The 13,921-nt window shown below is 71.3% G+C and carries 13 protein-coding genes; 4 read left to right on the top strand and 9 right to left on the bottom strand.

The window, feature by feature from the left end:
* Window positions 1-280 precede the first annotated feature (280 nt).
* From ACIBHY_RS27275 to ACIBHY_RS27260, 4 genes are all read left to right on the top strand, one after another.
* Entirely contained in the window at window positions 281-1,057 is a 777-nt protein-coding gene (locus ACIBHY_RS27275) for an AMP-binding protein (protein WP_397308082.1), read from the top strand.
* Between the two features lie 292 nt (window positions 1,058-1,349).
* Entirely contained in the window at window positions 1,350-2,465 is a 1,116-nt protein-coding gene (locus ACIBHY_RS27270) for an ABC transporter substrate-binding protein (protein ID WP_397244854.1), read from the top strand.
* A 49-nt stretch (window positions 2,466-2,514) separates the two neighbouring features.
* Complete coding sequence (locus ACIBHY_RS27265; RefSeq protein WP_379612433.1) at window positions 2,515-3,396, top strand: carbohydrate ABC transporter permease; 882 nt, start codon at window positions 2,515-2,517, stop codon at window positions 3,394-3,396.
* A complete protein-coding gene (locus ACIBHY_RS27260; protein ID WP_184960344.1) occupies window positions 3,393-4,220 on the top strand; it encodes a carbohydrate ABC transporter permease in 828 nt (275 codons plus the stop codon). Before ACIBHY_RS27265 ends, ACIBHY_RS27260 begins: the two co-directional genes overlap by 4 nt.
* On the opposite strand, the gene ACIBHY_RS27255 is transcribed toward ACIBHY_RS27260, so the two are convergent.
* The 9 genes from ACIBHY_RS27255 to ACIBHY_RS27215 form a co-directional block, all read right to left on the bottom strand.
* Window positions 4,210-5,229 carry a 2-hydroxyacid dehydrogenase gene (locus tag ACIBHY_RS27255; RefSeq protein ID WP_397244851.1) on the bottom strand — a complete coding sequence of 340 codons (1,020 nt, stop codon included), beginning with the start codon at window positions 5,227-5,229 and terminating at the stop codon, window positions 4,210-4,212. The genes ACIBHY_RS27260 and ACIBHY_RS27255 overlap by 11 nt on opposite strands.
* Window positions 5,226-5,819, bottom strand: a complete 594-nt coding sequence (locus ACIBHY_RS27250; protein WP_397244849.1) for a histidine phosphatase family protein — start codon at window positions 5,817-5,819, stop codon at window positions 5,226-5,228. Before ACIBHY_RS27250 ends, ACIBHY_RS27255 begins: the two co-directional genes overlap by 4 nt.
* Window positions 5,816-7,336 carry an FGGY-family carbohydrate kinase gene (locus ACIBHY_RS27245; protein ID WP_397308081.1) on the bottom strand — a complete coding sequence of 507 codons (1,521 nt, stop codon included), beginning with the start codon at window positions 7,334-7,336 and terminating at the stop codon, window positions 5,816-5,818. Before ACIBHY_RS27245 ends, ACIBHY_RS27250 begins: the two co-directional genes overlap by 4 nt.
* Complete coding sequence (locus ACIBHY_RS27240; protein ID WP_397308080.1) at window positions 7,333-8,784, bottom strand: FGGY family carbohydrate kinase; 1,452 nt, start codon at window positions 8,782-8,784, stop codon at window positions 7,333-7,335. The genes ACIBHY_RS27245 and ACIBHY_RS27240 overlap by 4 nt, the downstream gene beginning before the upstream one ends.
* Window positions 8,784-9,977, bottom strand: a complete 1,194-nt coding sequence (locus ACIBHY_RS27235) for a sugar ABC transporter permease (protein WP_397308079.1) — start codon at window positions 9,975-9,977, stop codon at window positions 8,784-8,786. The genes ACIBHY_RS27240 and ACIBHY_RS27235 overlap by 1 nt, the downstream gene beginning before the upstream one ends.
* Entirely contained in the window at window positions 9,974-10,729 is a 756-nt protein-coding gene (locus ACIBHY_RS27230) for an ATP-binding cassette domain-containing protein (RefSeq protein ID WP_397244841.1), read from the bottom strand. Before ACIBHY_RS27230 ends, ACIBHY_RS27235 begins: the two co-directional genes overlap by 4 nt.
* A 2-nt stretch (window positions 10,730-10,731) precedes the next feature.
* Window positions 10,732-11,781 (bottom strand): sugar ABC transporter substrate-binding protein, encoded by a 1,050-nt coding sequence (locus ACIBHY_RS27225; RefSeq protein WP_397244839.1) that lies wholly within the window; start codon window positions 11,779-11,781, stop codon window positions 10,732-10,734.
* Between the two features lie 68 nt (window positions 11,782-11,849).
* Window positions 11,850-12,791 carry a sugar-binding transcriptional regulator gene (locus ACIBHY_RS27220; RefSeq protein WP_397244837.1) on the bottom strand — a complete coding sequence of 314 codons (942 nt, stop codon included), beginning with the start codon at window positions 12,789-12,791 and terminating at the stop codon, window positions 11,850-11,852.
* A gap of 43 nt (window positions 12,792-12,834) precedes the next feature.
* On the bottom strand, window positions 12,835-13,833 hold the full coding sequence (locus ACIBHY_RS27215) for an ArsR/SmtB family transcription factor (RefSeq protein ID WP_397308078.1): 999 nt from the start codon (window positions 13,831-13,833) through the stop codon (window positions 12,835-12,837).
* Window positions 13,834-13,921 lie beyond the last annotated feature (88 nt).

Below are 13,921 nucleotides of genomic sequence, written 5' to 3'. Positions count from 1 at the left end.
TGGCGCCAACCTCCGAACCCCGGTGCTCCGGGGTGCCCACACCGGAGGCGCGCCCGGCCGGTCCGCCGGGAGCGTCGCGTGCCCATCACGGATCAGGGCCTCCTCGGAGGGGTGGGGGTTTTGGTCTGGGGCACGCGGCAGCGGGCTCGAGCCGCGCAGGGCTCGAGCCCGCCCCGCAACGGATTCGGTTGACGAACTGTCGAGGAACCCGGTGAATGCACATCGGTATACATACATCGGTGGATGCTGCGGTACGCATGCCCGCCGTACCGTCCTAAGCATGAAGCCGATCGTCTCGTCTGCGGGCACCGTGACCAACGAGGTGTTCGGCCGGGCCTACGAACGAGGGGACCGGCCGGCGCTCGTGGATCTCCACGGCGGCCTCGTGTACAGCTACCGCAGGCTGGTCACCGAGGTGACCAGGGCGGCGTCCGGGATGGTACGCAGGGGCGCCAGGCGTGAGCAGGTCGTGGGCGTCCATGTGAGCACGGCGTGCGCGCAGACGCTGGCCGTGCACACGGTGCTCGCGGCCGGCGGCGTCGCCGCGCCGCTCGACCCGCGCCTGTCGGGGGCGGAACTGGCCGAGCGGCTTTCCGAGTGCGACGCGCGGACGCTGATCACCACGCCGGACCTGGCGCCGCTGTCGCTGCGGGCGGTGGAGGAATCGCGGGTCCGGCAGGTGATCGCCTTCGGCTCCGTGGTCGACACGATCGACTTCGAGGACCTGCTGAATCTGGAGCCGGCGCCCTTACCGACGATCGACGCCCGGCTGCAGGACGCGCTGGTGCTGTCCGGCGGACGCCGGATGGGCCAGGCGGAGCTGCTGGCGCGGATGGCGGAGCTGGACGAGCGGGTGAAGCTGACCGAGTCCGACGTGGTTCTGGCCACCTGGAAGCCCGATGGCGGCTGCGATCTGATCGCGCTGGTCGGGCTGGCGGTGCTGAGCGGCGCGCTGGTGGTGGCGGCCATGTCGGACGCCGCGGATCTGCCCGGCACCAAGCACGACTTCGGCGTCACGGTCGTGACCGGACCGGGTGGCGGGTTCGAACGTCTCTGAGCTGTTATCGCGCATGCCTTGACGTCGCCGCGGGCGAAGTGGGTTGATGGCCCTACTGACAACGTTGTCAACCTGAGTTCGTTCGGGGGTCTCGAAGGGACGGTGTGCGATGCGACGACGGTGGTTGGCAGCCGTCGCGATCACGATGGCTGGCCTGCTCGGAGTGACCGCCTGTGGCGGTGGGAACACACCCGCAGGCCAGGCCACCGATGGCGCTACGAAGGCTGCGTCGAGCGACGTCGAGGTCTTCTCCTGGTGGACCGGGCCCGGTGAGGCCGACGGTCTGGCCGCGATGCGGAAGATATTTGAAACCCAGAACCCGAACCTGAAGTTCCTGGACGCCGCGGTCGCGGGCGGTTCGGGGGACAAGGCGAAGGCTCTGCTCCAGACCAAGCTGCAGGGCGGCGAGCCGCCGGACTCCTTCCAGGGTCACGCGGGCGCCGAGTTGCAGGGCTACATCAAGGCCGGGCAGTTGGAGGACCTCACCTCGCTGTATGACGAGCTGAAGCTCAAGGACGTCTACCCGGCCCAGCTGGTCGAGCAGATCAGCGTGGACGGCAAGATCTACTCGGTGCCGGTGAACATCCACCGCTCCAACGTGCTGTGGTTCAACCCGGCGGTCCTGAAGGAGGCCGGGGTCGCGGGCGCGCCGAAGACGATCGAGGACTTCATCGCCGCGCTGGGCAAGGTCAAGGCCAAGGGCAAGATCCCGCTCTCGATCGGTTCGGAGTGGACGGTCACCCACCTGCTGGAGAACGTCATGCTCGGCTCGCTGGGCACCGACGGCTACAACGCGCTCTTCAAGCCGGGCGCCAACTGGGCCGCCCCCGAGGTGACCAAGGCGCTGGAGAACTTCAAGACGATCATGTCGTTCGCCGGTGACCCGCAGGACGACTGGCAGCCCGCCGCCAAGCAGGTGGCCGACGGCCAGGCGGCCTTCAACATCATGGGCGACTGGGCCTACGGCTACTTCCACAACCCGCCGGACGGCGGCCTCGGCAAGACGTCGAAGACCGACTTCGACTGGGCGCCCGCGCCCGGCACCGAGGGCACCTACCTGTGGTTGTCGGACAGCTTCACCCTGCCCAAGGGCGCCAAGAACCGTGAGGGCGCGCTCGCGTGGCTGAAGGTGGCGGCCAGCAAGGAGGGCCAGGACGCCTTCAATCCGAAGAAGGGCTCCATCCCGGCACGCAAGGACGCCGACGCCGCCCTCTACACCGACTACCTCGGTGACGCGCTGAAGGACTGGTCGGGTAACAAGCTGGCCGGCTCCGTCCAGCACGGCGTGGCGGTCAGCCAGCCGTGGCTCACGGCGATCAACGAGCAGGTCGGTCTCTACCTGGGCAAGCAGGACGTGGCAGCGCTGCAGAAGGGTCTGGCCGACGCGGCCACGGCCAACGCGCAGTGACATCAGAGGGGGTACGGCCGGGCCGTACCCCCTTTGGAAAGGACTGGTTGTGAGACGGGCACGCACCTGGCTGCCTGGGCTCCTCCTCGTGGCGCCGTCCATCGTGGCGATCGGCGTCTTCGTGTACGGCATGCTCGGCTGGAACGTCCAGCTGGCCATGACGGACAAGCACAGCGAGGTGGCCGAGGGGAACTTCGTCGGGCTGAAGAACTTCATCGACATCTGGGACCTGGAGAGGTGGCACCTCTCGGTCAACCACGCGATCCTGTTCACGGTCGTGTTCGTGCTGGGCGCGCTGCTGCTCGGCTGGTTCCTGGCCTTCCTCATGGAGAAGGGCATCAGGGGCGAGGGCACGTTCCGGGCGATCTACCTGTTCCCGATGGCGATCTCGTTCGTGGCGACCGGCATCGTGTGGCGGTGGCTCATGAACTCGGGCACCGGGGAGCGGGCGGTCGGCCTGAACCGGTTGTTCGACACGATCGGGTTGCCGCAGTGGGCGTGGTTCCGTGATCCGGACTGGGGGATGGCCGCGATGGCCATCCCCGCCATCTGGCAGATGTCCGGATATGTCATGGCACTCTTCCTGGCGGGCTTCCGCGGCGTGCCCGAGGAACTGCGCGAGGCCGCCCGGGTGGACGGCTGCACCGAGTGGGGCGTCTACCGGCACATCGTGCTGCCGCTGCTGCGGCCGGTCACGCTGTCGGCGCTGATCATCCTCGGGCACATCTCGCTCAAGGTCTTCGACCTGATCGTGGCGGTGTCCGGCAAGCAGATCATCACCGACGTGCCCGCGGTCTTCATGTGGGTGGCGGTCTTCGACTCCCAGGACCCGGCCAAGGGCGCCACCATCGCCACGTACATCGTGCTCAGCGTCGCGATCTTCGTGATCCCCTACCTCATCTGGACCGTACGGAAGGACAGGCGTTCATGAAGGCCGTGCGCCTGACCCTTCTGCTCGCCTTCGTGGTCGTCTTCCTCATCCCGATCTACGTCCTGCTGGCGACCAGCTTCAAGCCGCTCACCGAGGCGGACCCGTCACAGGCGTGGGCCCTGCCCCAGACCTGGACGCTGGAGCCCTGGCGGGTGGCGTGGGAGAAGCTGGCCCCCGGCATCTGGAACAGCGTGCTCCTCGCGGTGCCCGGCTCGCTGCTGTCGTGCGCGCTGGGCTCCATGAACGGCTACGTGCTGTCCAAGTGGCGCTTCCCCGGCGCGGACCTGTTGTTCACGCTGTTCCTGTTCGGCATGTTCATCCCCTACCAGGGCGTGATGATCCCGTTGGTCGAGCTGCTGGTGGGCCTCAACGACCTCTTCGGCGTCCAGGGCGTTTTCTACGGCGGCCTGCCGGGGCTGATCCTGGCCCACGTGGTCTACGGCATCCCGATCTGCACGCTGATCTTCCGCAACTACTACGTCACCATCCCGGACGAGCTCATCGAGGCCTCCCGGGTGGACGGCGCGGGCATGCTGCGCACCTACTGGTCGGTCGTGCTGCCCGTCTCGGGCCCGGCCATCGCCGTGGTGATCATCTGGCAGTTCACCTCGCTGTGGAACGACTTCCTGTTCGCCGTGTTCATCACGGGGCCCAGGAGCTGGCCGACGACCGTCATGCTCAACAACATCGCCGGGGCGCAGGCCACGCCGTACAGCCAGCAGATGGCGGCGGCGATCCTGGCCTCGATCCCGACGATGATCATCTATGTCCTGCTCGGCCGCTTCTTCATGCGCGGGCTGATGGCGGGCGCGCTCAAGGGCTGAGCAACTCCGGGTTGGCCAGGTGGGCCAGCGGCTCGCCGCGCGTGTAGCGGCCGACCTCCTCGGCGGCGATGCGCGCGGCGTTGGCCGCCGTCTGCTTGCTGCCGCCGGCCAGGTGCGGGGTCATCACCAGGTTCGGCGTGGTGAGCAGGCGCGAGCCGGCCGGGATGGGCTCCTCGGGGAAGACGTCCAGCGCCGCGCCGAACAGGTGGCCGGACTCCAGCGCGTCGCACAGCGCGTCGTAGTCCAGCAGGGAGCCGCGGGCGGAGTTGACCACGACCGAGCCGCGCGGCAGGGCGGCCAGCTCGGCGGCGCCGATCATCGCGTCGGTCTCCGGGGTGGCGCGGGCGTGCAGCGACAGGAACCGCGAGCGGGCCAGCAGCTCGGGCAGCTCCACCGACTCCTCCAGCTCCACGTACGGGTCGTGCACCAGCACCTCGGCCCCGAACCCGCGCAGCATGCGGGCCACGCGGCTGCCGATCGCGCCGTAGCCGACCAGGCCGACCGTGCTGCCCTCCAGCTCGGGGCCGACGTTGTCGTAGACGTAGTAGTCGCCGCGCCAGACGCCCGCGGCCAGGTCGGAGTGCGTCTGCGGGATGCGGCGGGTGGCCGCGAGCAGCAGCGCCACCGTGTGCTCGGCGGTGGCCACCGCGTTGCGGCCGGGCGCGAACGTCACCGCGACCCCCGCCTTCGTGGCCGCGGCCAGGTTGGCGTTGACCGGCCCGCCGCGGGTGACGCAGAACAGCCTGAGCTCCTTGGCCTCGGCCAGCACCCGTTCGGTGAGCGGCGCCATCTGCGTGACGCAGACCTCGACCCCGCGCAGCGCCTCGATCAGCGAGTCCTCGACGTCGGAGGCCTCCCGCACCTCGCCCACGGGGCCGAACGGCACCACCGGCCAGGGCAGCGTCAGCTCCCCGACCGCCAGTCCCGAGGGCACCTCGCGGCGCATGGCCGCCACGAGCAGGCGGTTGAGAACGAAGTGGTCGCCGGCGGCGAGCACACGGACAGTCACGTGCGGCTCCAGGAAGTAGGGGCGTTGTAGCGGAGGATCGCGCCCTTGAGGTCGATCTCCGTGATCGCGCAGTTGTCCAGCTTGGGAAAGGCCCTTCTGTAGGCGCCCAGCGGCAGGCCGACCAGCGCGCACAGCGCCAGCCGGATCGCGGTGGTGTGGGCGACGACCAGCACCCGGCCGGGCGGAATCTCCCGCAGACAGGCGAGAAAGCGCCCGGCCGCCGCGGCCGGATCCTCCCCGCCGGGCAGCGGGTGGGCGGCGGGGTCGGCCTCGAAGGCCGCGCGGGCCTCGGGGAAGCGCTCGCGCATCTCGGCTGCGGTCAGGCCGTCGCCCTGGCCGAAGTCGAGTTCGCGCAGCCGTTCGTCCACGTGGAGCGGCACCCCTGCGGCCGTCGCGCTCGCCGCCGCGGTGATCCTCGCGCGGCTGAGCGTGGACGTCCACACGGCGCTCAGGTCCGCGCCCTTCGCCCAGGCGGCCAGCTCACGCGCCTGCTCCTCGCCGCGCGGGGTCAGCGCGACGTCGCTGAGCCCCGCGTAGCGGTTGCCGTCGTGCCAGATGGTCTCGCCGTGCCTGGCCAGCAGCAGGGTCATGCTCGTGTCCTCTCCGTCGCGTGGCGGGCCACCCGCTCGTCGAGCCAGCCCCGGGCGCGCAGCTCCTCCACGAATCGCAGGTACGGCTCCGCGTCGCGGGTCCGCGGCTCGACGACCTCCCTGGTCCTGGCCAGATCGGCGGAGGCGGCCAGGGCGGCCATGCCGAGGGCGGGCTCGGCGTTCTCGCGCAGGGTCACCGGGCGGCCGAGCACGTCGGCGCGCAACTGGTTGCCGTAGGCGCTCCTGGTGGCGCCGCCGGTCAGGATGATCTCGCCGTCCACGGGGGCGCCGAGCAGGTCGAGGTAGTCGAAGCAGAGCCGTTCGACGTAGGCCGCGCCGCGCAGGATCGCCATGTAGGTCTCGACGTCGTCGGCGGGGGCGCCGAGGGTGAAGGAGCGGGCGTCCGCGGCGGCGAAGGGGAAGCGCTCGCCGGGCGAGACCAGCGGGTAGATCACGGGCGGAACCGACCGCCCCGCACGCCCCTGGTTCCCGCTCCTGCTGCCCGCGCGCTCCCGGTCCGCGCTCCCGCGGGCGGCTCGTTCACGAGCGGCCTGTTCGCGGGCCGCTTGGTCGCGAGTGGCGGCCTCGTGGCTCAGGGCGGTGAGGTCGCGGCCGGGCAGCGCCGTGGACAGGACGCCGGTGCCGGTGCTGGAGGCGCCGCCGGGCAGCCAGGAGCCGTCCGGGGCCCGGTGGGAGTAGACGACGCCGAGCGGGTCGTGGATCAGGTCGCGGGTGACGCCCTTGAGCACGAGCGTGGTGCCGAGCACCGAGTTCCAGGAGCCCACCCGGATGGCTCCCGCGCCGAGCTGGGCCGCGCAGCCGTCGGTGGTACCGGCCAGGATCGGGGTGCCTTCGGGCAGGCCGGTCTCCCGGGCGGCCCGCGCGCACACGCTCCCGATCCGCGCCCCGGGCCGCACCACCGGGGGCAGCGCGTCCGGCGGCACCCCGAGCGCGTCCATGACCGCCGTCGGCCAGTCTTCGGCGATGAGGTCGACGCCGGTCTTCAGCGCGTTGCTCAGGTCGGTGGCCACCGGCTCTCCCGCCAGGCGGCGGGTGACGAAGTCGCTCTGATGGGCCAGCCGGACGCCGGGCCCGGCCGAGCGCAGCAGCCACAGCAGCTTGGGCAGCGCCCAGTTGGCCTGCATCCGCTGGTACCCCAGCCGCGCCCACACCTGCCCGCCCACGTCGTTGACCCGGTCGAGCTCAGCGGCCGCGCGCCGGTCGTCGTACATGAGCGCCGGTGTGACCGGTCGGCCGTCCGCGGTGGTGAGCAGGATCGTTCCAGAGGTGGCGTCCACGGCCACCCCGGCCACCTCCGCGGGCTCCACTCCCGCGAGCGCCTCGGCGCAGGCGGCGGCCAGCTGTCCCCACCACTGCTCGGGGTCCTGCTCGTGCCGGTCACCGTCGCGGCGGCTGGTGAGCGGGCGCGCGCCCGTGCCGAGCACCTCGCCGTCGCCGGTGACCGCCATGGCGCGCACGCTCTGCGTCCCGAGATCGATCCCGACCCAGACACTCATGTACGGCTCCGCAACTCCGCCAGCAACGGCCAGGTGACCGAGGCGGCCTCCCGCAAGGCCATGAAGTCCTGAAATTTCATGATTGACCCGGATGGGTGAACGGGGCGGCCGGGCCGTACATGCTGGGTGGCGGCCTCCGCCGTCGACGGCGCGGCACCCGTGGCGACCAGCCCCACCAGGAAGGCGCCCCGCGCGCCCGCCTCCGCGTCGGCGGAGCGGAGCACGGGCAGCCCGGTCATGTCCGCGATCAGCCGCACCCACAGCGCGCTGGCCGCCCCGCCCCCGCAGACCCGCAGCTCGTGCGGTGAACGGCCGGCGGCGGCCAAGCAGTCGGCGATGACCAGGGCCAGTCCTTCGAGCACGGCTCTGGCGACGTGTTCGCGGCCGTGTTCCAGCGACAGCCCGAGGAAGGAGCCCCGGGCCTGCGGGTCGACGAAGGGTGAGCGCTCGCCGGCGGGGGAGAGGTAGGGCAGGAACGCCAGCCCGTCCGCGCCGGGCGTGCCGCGGGCGGCGAGGTCGGCCAGTTCGGCAGGACCGCTGAGGCCCAGCAGGCGGCAGGCCCAGTGGATCACCTCGGTGCCGGCGAACGTGGGCATCGCCCGCAGGTAGGAGGAGCCGAGCGCGACGGTGATGCCGGACGGCTCGCCGTCCAGCGCGGGACGGTCCACGACGATCTCGGTGCACAGGGTGGTGCCCAGGATCGCGCAGGCCTGCCCGTCGGCCACCGCGCCCGCGCCGAGCGCGGTGGCGGCGATGTCGTACGGCGCGAGGACGACCGGAGTGCCCTCGGGCAGGCCGACCCGCTCGGCGGCGGCGCGGGTGAGCGGCTCGGCCCGGTCGGTCAGGCGCAGCTCGGGCAGCAGCCGTTCGGCGTGCTCGACGCCGAACAGCGTGAGGAGTTCGGCGGAGTAGCGGCCGGCGAGCAGGTCGGTGAAGGCGGAGTAGTCGGTGGCGAGGTGTCCGGTGAGCTTGGTGAACAGCCAGCCGCCGCAGTTGAGCACCGATGAGGAGCGGGCCAGGCGGTCCGGGTCGTGGGTGGAGAGCCAGGCGAGGATCGCGCTCGGCAGCCCGGAGGCGGGGGCGGAGCCGTTGACGCGGAAGGCCCGCTCGGAGACTCCGGTGCGGTTCCATTCGCGGACGATCCCGGCGGCCCTGGCGTCGTTCCACAGGATGGCCGGGCCCGTGGGCGCGCCGTCCCGGCCGACCGGCCAGAGTCCGTCGCCCTGGGCGGTGAGCGCCAGGAAGTCCACCGGGCCGACCTCGGCCGCCACCTCGGCGACCACGGCGGCGACCGCCGTCCAGACCGCGTCCATGTCCTGCTCGGCGTGGCCGGGGGCGGGCCGGGAGACGGCCACGGAACGGCGGGCCACGGCGGCCTCGGTCCCGTCGGCGGTGTAGCCGACCGCCTTGATCACCGTGGTCCCGGCGTCGACGCAGATGGCCGCCATCACGCCCTGCCGTGGGAGGTACGCGACCTGCGCGCCACCGAGTCCACGATCACGGCGAGCAGGAGGACGGCCCCGGTGACCATGAAGCGGATCGAGGAGTCGAGGTTCAGCAGGGTCAGGCCGCTGGAGATGGACTGGATGACGACGATGCCGAGCAGCGCGCCGAAGGCGGTGCCGCGCCCGCCGAACAGGCTGGTGCCGCCGATCACCGCGGCGGCGATCGCGTTGAGGTTGACGTCACCGGTGCCGCTGCTCTGGTTGGCGGCGGCGAGCCTGGACGCCATGAGGATGCCGCCGATCGCGGCGAACGTGCTGCACAGCACGAACACCGAGGTGTAGGTGGCCTTCACGTTGATCGCCGCGCGCCGGGCCGCCTCGACGTTGCCGCCGACGGCGTAGACGGACTTGCCCCACTTCGTCCGGGCGAGCAGGTAGTGCATGACCAGCACCATCGCCACGAACAGGACGAACATCCAGCCGACGCCGCGGGCCTGGTTGAGGTACCAGACCACGCCGCCGAGGCCGATCAGCAGCGCCCCGCTGCGCACCAGCAGCCCGGTCAGGCCGCGGGCGGGCAGCCCGGCGTCGCGCCTGGCGCGGGCGTGCAGGAAGCCCGAGACGAACAGCCATCCGGCGGCCACGGCCACGAGCACGTAGGCCAGCCACGGCGGCACGAAGCTGAGCTGGGCGAAGTTCACCAGTCCCGACTCGAAGGGCAGGTTGATCGCGCCCTTGCCGCGCAGCACCCACAGCTGCAGCCCGAGGAAGGCCAGCAGCCCGGCGAGCGTGATGACGAAGCTCGGGACGCCGAAGCGGTTGAACAGCTGGGCGTACAGGTAGCCGATGAGCGCGCCCAGCGCCATCGCGGCCAGGATCGCGACCACGACCGGCAGGCCGCGGTCGACGAAGAGCACCGCCAGCACCGCGCCGGACAGGCCGCTGACCGAGCCGACGGACAGGTCGATCTGCCCGACCAGCAGGACGCACACGATGCCCAGCGCCATGATCCCGACCGGGGCCGAGTCCATGGCCAGGTCGACCAGGTTGCGGCTGGACAGGAAGACCGGGTTGAGGATCTGGAAGACCGTCCAGATCACCACCAGCCCGACGACGACCGGGATCACGCCCAGGTCGCCGCCGCGTACGCTCTCCACGGTGCCCTTGAGCCGCTGCCTCTGCAGGGTTGTGGTCATGAGCGCGCCGCCCTTCTGCTCACCACGTTGTCGCTCGCTCCGGTGATGGCGGCGACGATCTCCTCGGCCGACACCTCGGCGGCGTCGAACACGCCGTTGTTGCGCCCGAGCCTCAGCACCGCGACCTTGTCGGCCACCGCCTTCACGTCGGCCATGTTGTGGCTGATCATGATGACGCCCAGGTCGTTCTCCCTGAGCCGCTCGACGAGGTTGAGCACCTCGGCGGTCTGGGCCACGCCCAGCGCGGCGGTCGGCTCGTCCAGGATGATGACCTTCGGCTCGCCGAGCAGCGAGCGGGCGATGGCCACGGTCTGGCGCTGGCCGCCGGAGAGCCCGGCGACCGGGGCGCGCAGGTTGGGGATCTTCGCCGACAACTGCTTGAGCAGGTCGTGCGAGCGGGTCTCCATGGCCACGTCGTCCAGCCGGAACGGGCGGATCTCCTGGCCGAGGAAGAGGTTCTCGATCACGTTGAGGTTCTCGCAGAGCGCCAGGTCCTGGAAGACGGTGGCGATGCCGAGCCGCTGGGCCGCGGCGGGGGTGGGGATCGCGGTCTGCCCGCCGTCGAAGGTGATCGTCCCGCCGTCCTGCGGGTGGACGCCCGACAGGACCTTGACCAGGGTGGACTTGCCCGCGCCGTTGTCGCCGACCACCGCGACGACCTGGCCGGCGCGCACGTCCAGGTCGACGTCGGTGAGCGCGGCGACCGCGCCGAAGGTCTTGGTGATCCCGCGCAGGGAGAGGATCGGGGGCATGGTTACTTGATGCCCAGCTCGGCGCAGCCCGCCGCGTACTCGCCCTTGCAGGCGTCGGCCGCCTTCATCAGCCCGCTGTCGAAGAGCACTTCCTTGATGTTCTCCTTGGTGACCACGGTCGGGACGAACAGCTCCGACGGCGTGTTGTAGAGCGTGGCCTTGCCCGCGGGCTTCTTGCCCTGCATGAACTCCCACGCCACCACGGCCGACGCCTCGGCGACGATCTTGATGGGCTTGGAGATCGTGTTGTACTGGTCGCCGGCGATGATGCGCTGGGCGGCGGCGAGCTCGGCGTCGTTGCCGGTGATCGGCGGCACCTTCACTCCGGCCGCCTTGAACGCGGCGATCGCGCCGCCGCCGGTGCCGTCGTTGGCGGCCACCACGCCGGCGATGTCGTCGCGGAACTGGCTGATCTGGCCGGCGACCCACTGCTGGGCCTTCTCCGGCTGCCAGTCGGGGGTGTCGTACTCGGCCAGTAGCTTGAAGCCGCTCGGGTCGACCGCGCTGTGGATGCCCTTCTTGATCAGGCCCGCGGCGGCGTCCGTGGGGGAGCCGTTGACCTGGAGCAGCCCGCCCTTCGCGTTCTCCTTCTTGAGGTGGTCGACGAGCGACTGCGCGATCATCGAGCCGATCTTCTCGTTGTCGAAGGAGATGTAGTAGTCGGCGGGGGTGGCCGGGATGGGCCGGTCGTAGGCGATGACCGCGATCTGCTGCGACTGCGCGGTCTTCACGATGGAGGCCGCGGCGGCCGAGTCGACCGGGTCCAGCACGATGGCCTTGACCCCTTGGGCCATGGCCGAGTTGGCCTGTTGCTGCTGCTTGGAGGCGTCGGAGTCGGCGTTCTGGTAGATCACCTCGCAGCTCGGGCAGAGCTGCTTCATCTTGGCCTTGAACAGCGGGGCGTCGGCCTGCTCGTACCTGGTCGAGGCCAGGTCGGGCATGAGGAAGGCGACCTTCGCGCCTTCCGTGGAGCCCGTGCCCCCGGTGGTTGTGGCACTCCCGCACCCGGCGAGCAACGCCACCGCCAATGCGGCGGTCAGGGTTGTCTTCACGGCGACCTCCGTCCTGTGGTGCGCATCACGCTAGCCCGACCACAGAACAGATGTCCAGAGCAAAATTTCTACGAGATGGTAAGGATGCTCTCCGCGGTCGTCGCGTCGGTGACCAGCCGGTTGAAGTAGCCGCCCTTGGCCGCGGCCACGATCGCGGCCGCCTTCTCGGCGCCGACGGCCACCGCGATCGAGTGGGGGATGCGCCGCAGTTCCTCGGCGCTCGTGGCCACCAGCCGCTCGCTGCCGGAGTAGCCGACGGGCTCGCCGTCGCGGTCGTAGAAGCGCGAGCACACGTCGCCGACGGCCTGGTTCAGGCCGGGCGCCTCACGCGGGACGAACGCGGGCACGACCTGGCGCATCAGCGGCGCCGAGCCGACGCCCATGATGGCGCACTTGGCCCGCGCCCACAGGTCCATGACCCGGCGCACGGACGGCTCGTGCTGCAGCGAGTAGAACAGCTCCGGTCCCGGCAGCGCGGGCGCGTACAGGTAGCTGGGCACTCCACCGAGGCCCTCGGCCAGGATGCGGGTGGTCTCGTTGGTCTGGAACCACGGCTGCGGCTCCTCCTGCCCGCCGACGGCCGGCGCGACCGTGACGCCGGGGAACCTGCCCAGCCCCTCGCGGGCGCACTCGTAGACGGTGCTGCCCGATGAGACGAGCACCACGTCGCCCGGCTCCAGCTCCGTGTCGGCCAGCGCGCGGGCCAGGCCCGGCGCCAGCCATGGCCCGAGCTTCGGCCCGCTCACCTTGGGCACCAGGTAGACACGCCGGATGCCCAGGAAGCCGGCCAGCTCGGCGGCCAGGCGCCCGTCCTCCAGCGTCTCCGGCCGGTGCACGCGGATCTCGACGATGCCCTGCTTGCGGGCCTCGGTCAGTAAACGGCTGACGGTGGCCCTGCTCACGCCCAGGCTGGCGGCGATCTCGGCCTGGGTGGCATCCTCCAGGTAGTACTGCTTGGCCGCGGTGTACATCAGCTGGTGCGGGAAACGCGCTTCGGTTTCGGGATTCATGCGCGTGCTCCCTTGAACACTTGTGCTGAACGGATGATCTCGACTATACCTGTCCCTGCACCAGGGCGTCGCCGAGCGCGGTGCGAGTGTAAAGGACCTTGCGTCCGGTTCGCGTGCCTGACACCAGCCCGGCCCGGCGCAGCGCCGCCAGGTGCCCGCCCGTCGTGCCCGCGCTGTGCCCGAACAACGCCGCCAGGTGCGTCGTCGTCGCCGGCGCGGCCAGCTCGGTCAGGATGCGGGCGCGGGTGCGCCCGACGAGCCCGGCCAGCCCGCCCGGCGAGACGGCCGTGCCCGCCATGATCCCCCGCGCGGGATAGGTCAGCGCGTACGGCCACGCCTCCTCCAGATACAACCCCAGCCCCGTCGTGAACACCGACGGCAGGAAGAGCAGCCCCTTGCCGCCCAGCCGGTGATCCCCGCCGACGGTGTCGCGCAGCCGTACCTCGATGTGCCCGGCGGGGTCCCAGCGCACCCGCGAGCTGAGGTCGTCCAGCGCCGCCGCCCAGCCGTAGGTGGCCAGCCGCCCCGCCCGCTGCACGACGTCCCGCTCCAGCACCGCGTGGAAGAACGGCCAGCTCTTGGAGACGATCTCCGCCCACAGCGCCTGGTAGGCGTCGGCCAGCAGCGTGACCACGTCGGGGCCGAGGAGCATCTCGCGGACGGGCCGGGGAACCGCCGGCCGGTGCGCCGAGCGCCGTCCGGCCAGCGCCCGGTCGATCTCCGCGTGCGCCTGGGCGACCGGGGTGGCCCGCATGGCCGCCAGTTCCCGCTCGAACGGCACGTTCACGCCGGTCGGCGGCGGGGCCAGGAAGTCCACGTTGTCGGAGCCCCTGTTGCCGGAGATCACCGCCGCCGCGCGCAGCGCCGGGTGCCGCCTTTCCAGCTCCCGGTAGTGCTCGCGCCAGCGCCGCGTCCAGTTGGCGTGGACCCCCGCCTCGGTGCGGCCGTCGAGCATCCACTGCGCGTGCATGGTCTCGACCAGCGGCGAGATCGCGAACCTGCTGGCCACCACGTCCTGCGGGGTGACTTCGACCCTGAACACCTTTCGGTTATATCCGAAAGCTTGGCCGCTGCGGGACACCACGGCCCAGCATCGTGACGACCGGCGGCTCCGAACCTCCCTCCGGAGC

The organism is Nonomuraea sp. NPDC050547 (assembly GCF_044457345.1).
Classification (GTDB): Bacteria; Actinomycetota; Actinomycetes; order Streptosporangiales; family Streptosporangiaceae; genus Nonomuraea.
This window is presented reverse-complemented; position numbering and strand designations above follow the sequence as displayed.

Excerpts from the sequence above, each read along its gene's own strand:
- ACIBHY_RS27275 (WP_397308082.1), top strand. The coding sequence starts at position 281 with ATGAAGCCGATCGTCTCGTCTGCGGGCACCGTGACCAACGAGGTGTTC.
- ACIBHY_RS27270 (WP_397244854.1), top strand. The coding sequence starts at position 1,350 with ATGCGGAAGATATTTGAAACCCAGAACCCGAACCTGAAGTTCCTGGAC.
- ACIBHY_RS27260 (WP_184960344.1), top strand. The coding sequence starts at position 3,393 with ATGAAGGCCGTGCGCCTGACCCTTCTGCTCGCCTTCGTGGTCGTCTTC.
- ACIBHY_RS27250 (WP_397244849.1), bottom strand. The coding sequence starts at position 5,819 with ATGACCCTGCTGCTGGCCAGGCACGGCGAGACCATCTGGCACGACGGC.
- ACIBHY_RS27245 (WP_397308081.1), bottom strand. The coding sequence starts at position 7,336 with ATGAGTGTCTGGGTCGGGATCGATCTCGGGACGCAGAGCGTGCGCGCC.
- ACIBHY_RS27240 (WP_397308080.1), bottom strand. The coding sequence starts at position 8,784 with ATGGCGGCCATCTGCGTCGACGCCGGGACCACGGTGATCAAGGCGGTC.
- ACIBHY_RS27235 (WP_397308079.1), bottom strand. The coding sequence starts at position 9,977 with ATGACCACAACCCTGCAGAGGCAGCGGCTCAAGGGCACCGTGGAGAGC.
- ACIBHY_RS27230 (WP_397244841.1), bottom strand. The coding sequence starts at position 10,729 with ATGCCCCCGATCCTCTCCCTGCGCGGGATCACCAAGACCTTCGGCGCG.
- ACIBHY_RS27220 (WP_397244837.1), bottom strand. The coding sequence starts at position 12,791 with ATGAATCCCGAAACCGAAGCGCGTTTCCCGCACCAGCTGATGTACACC.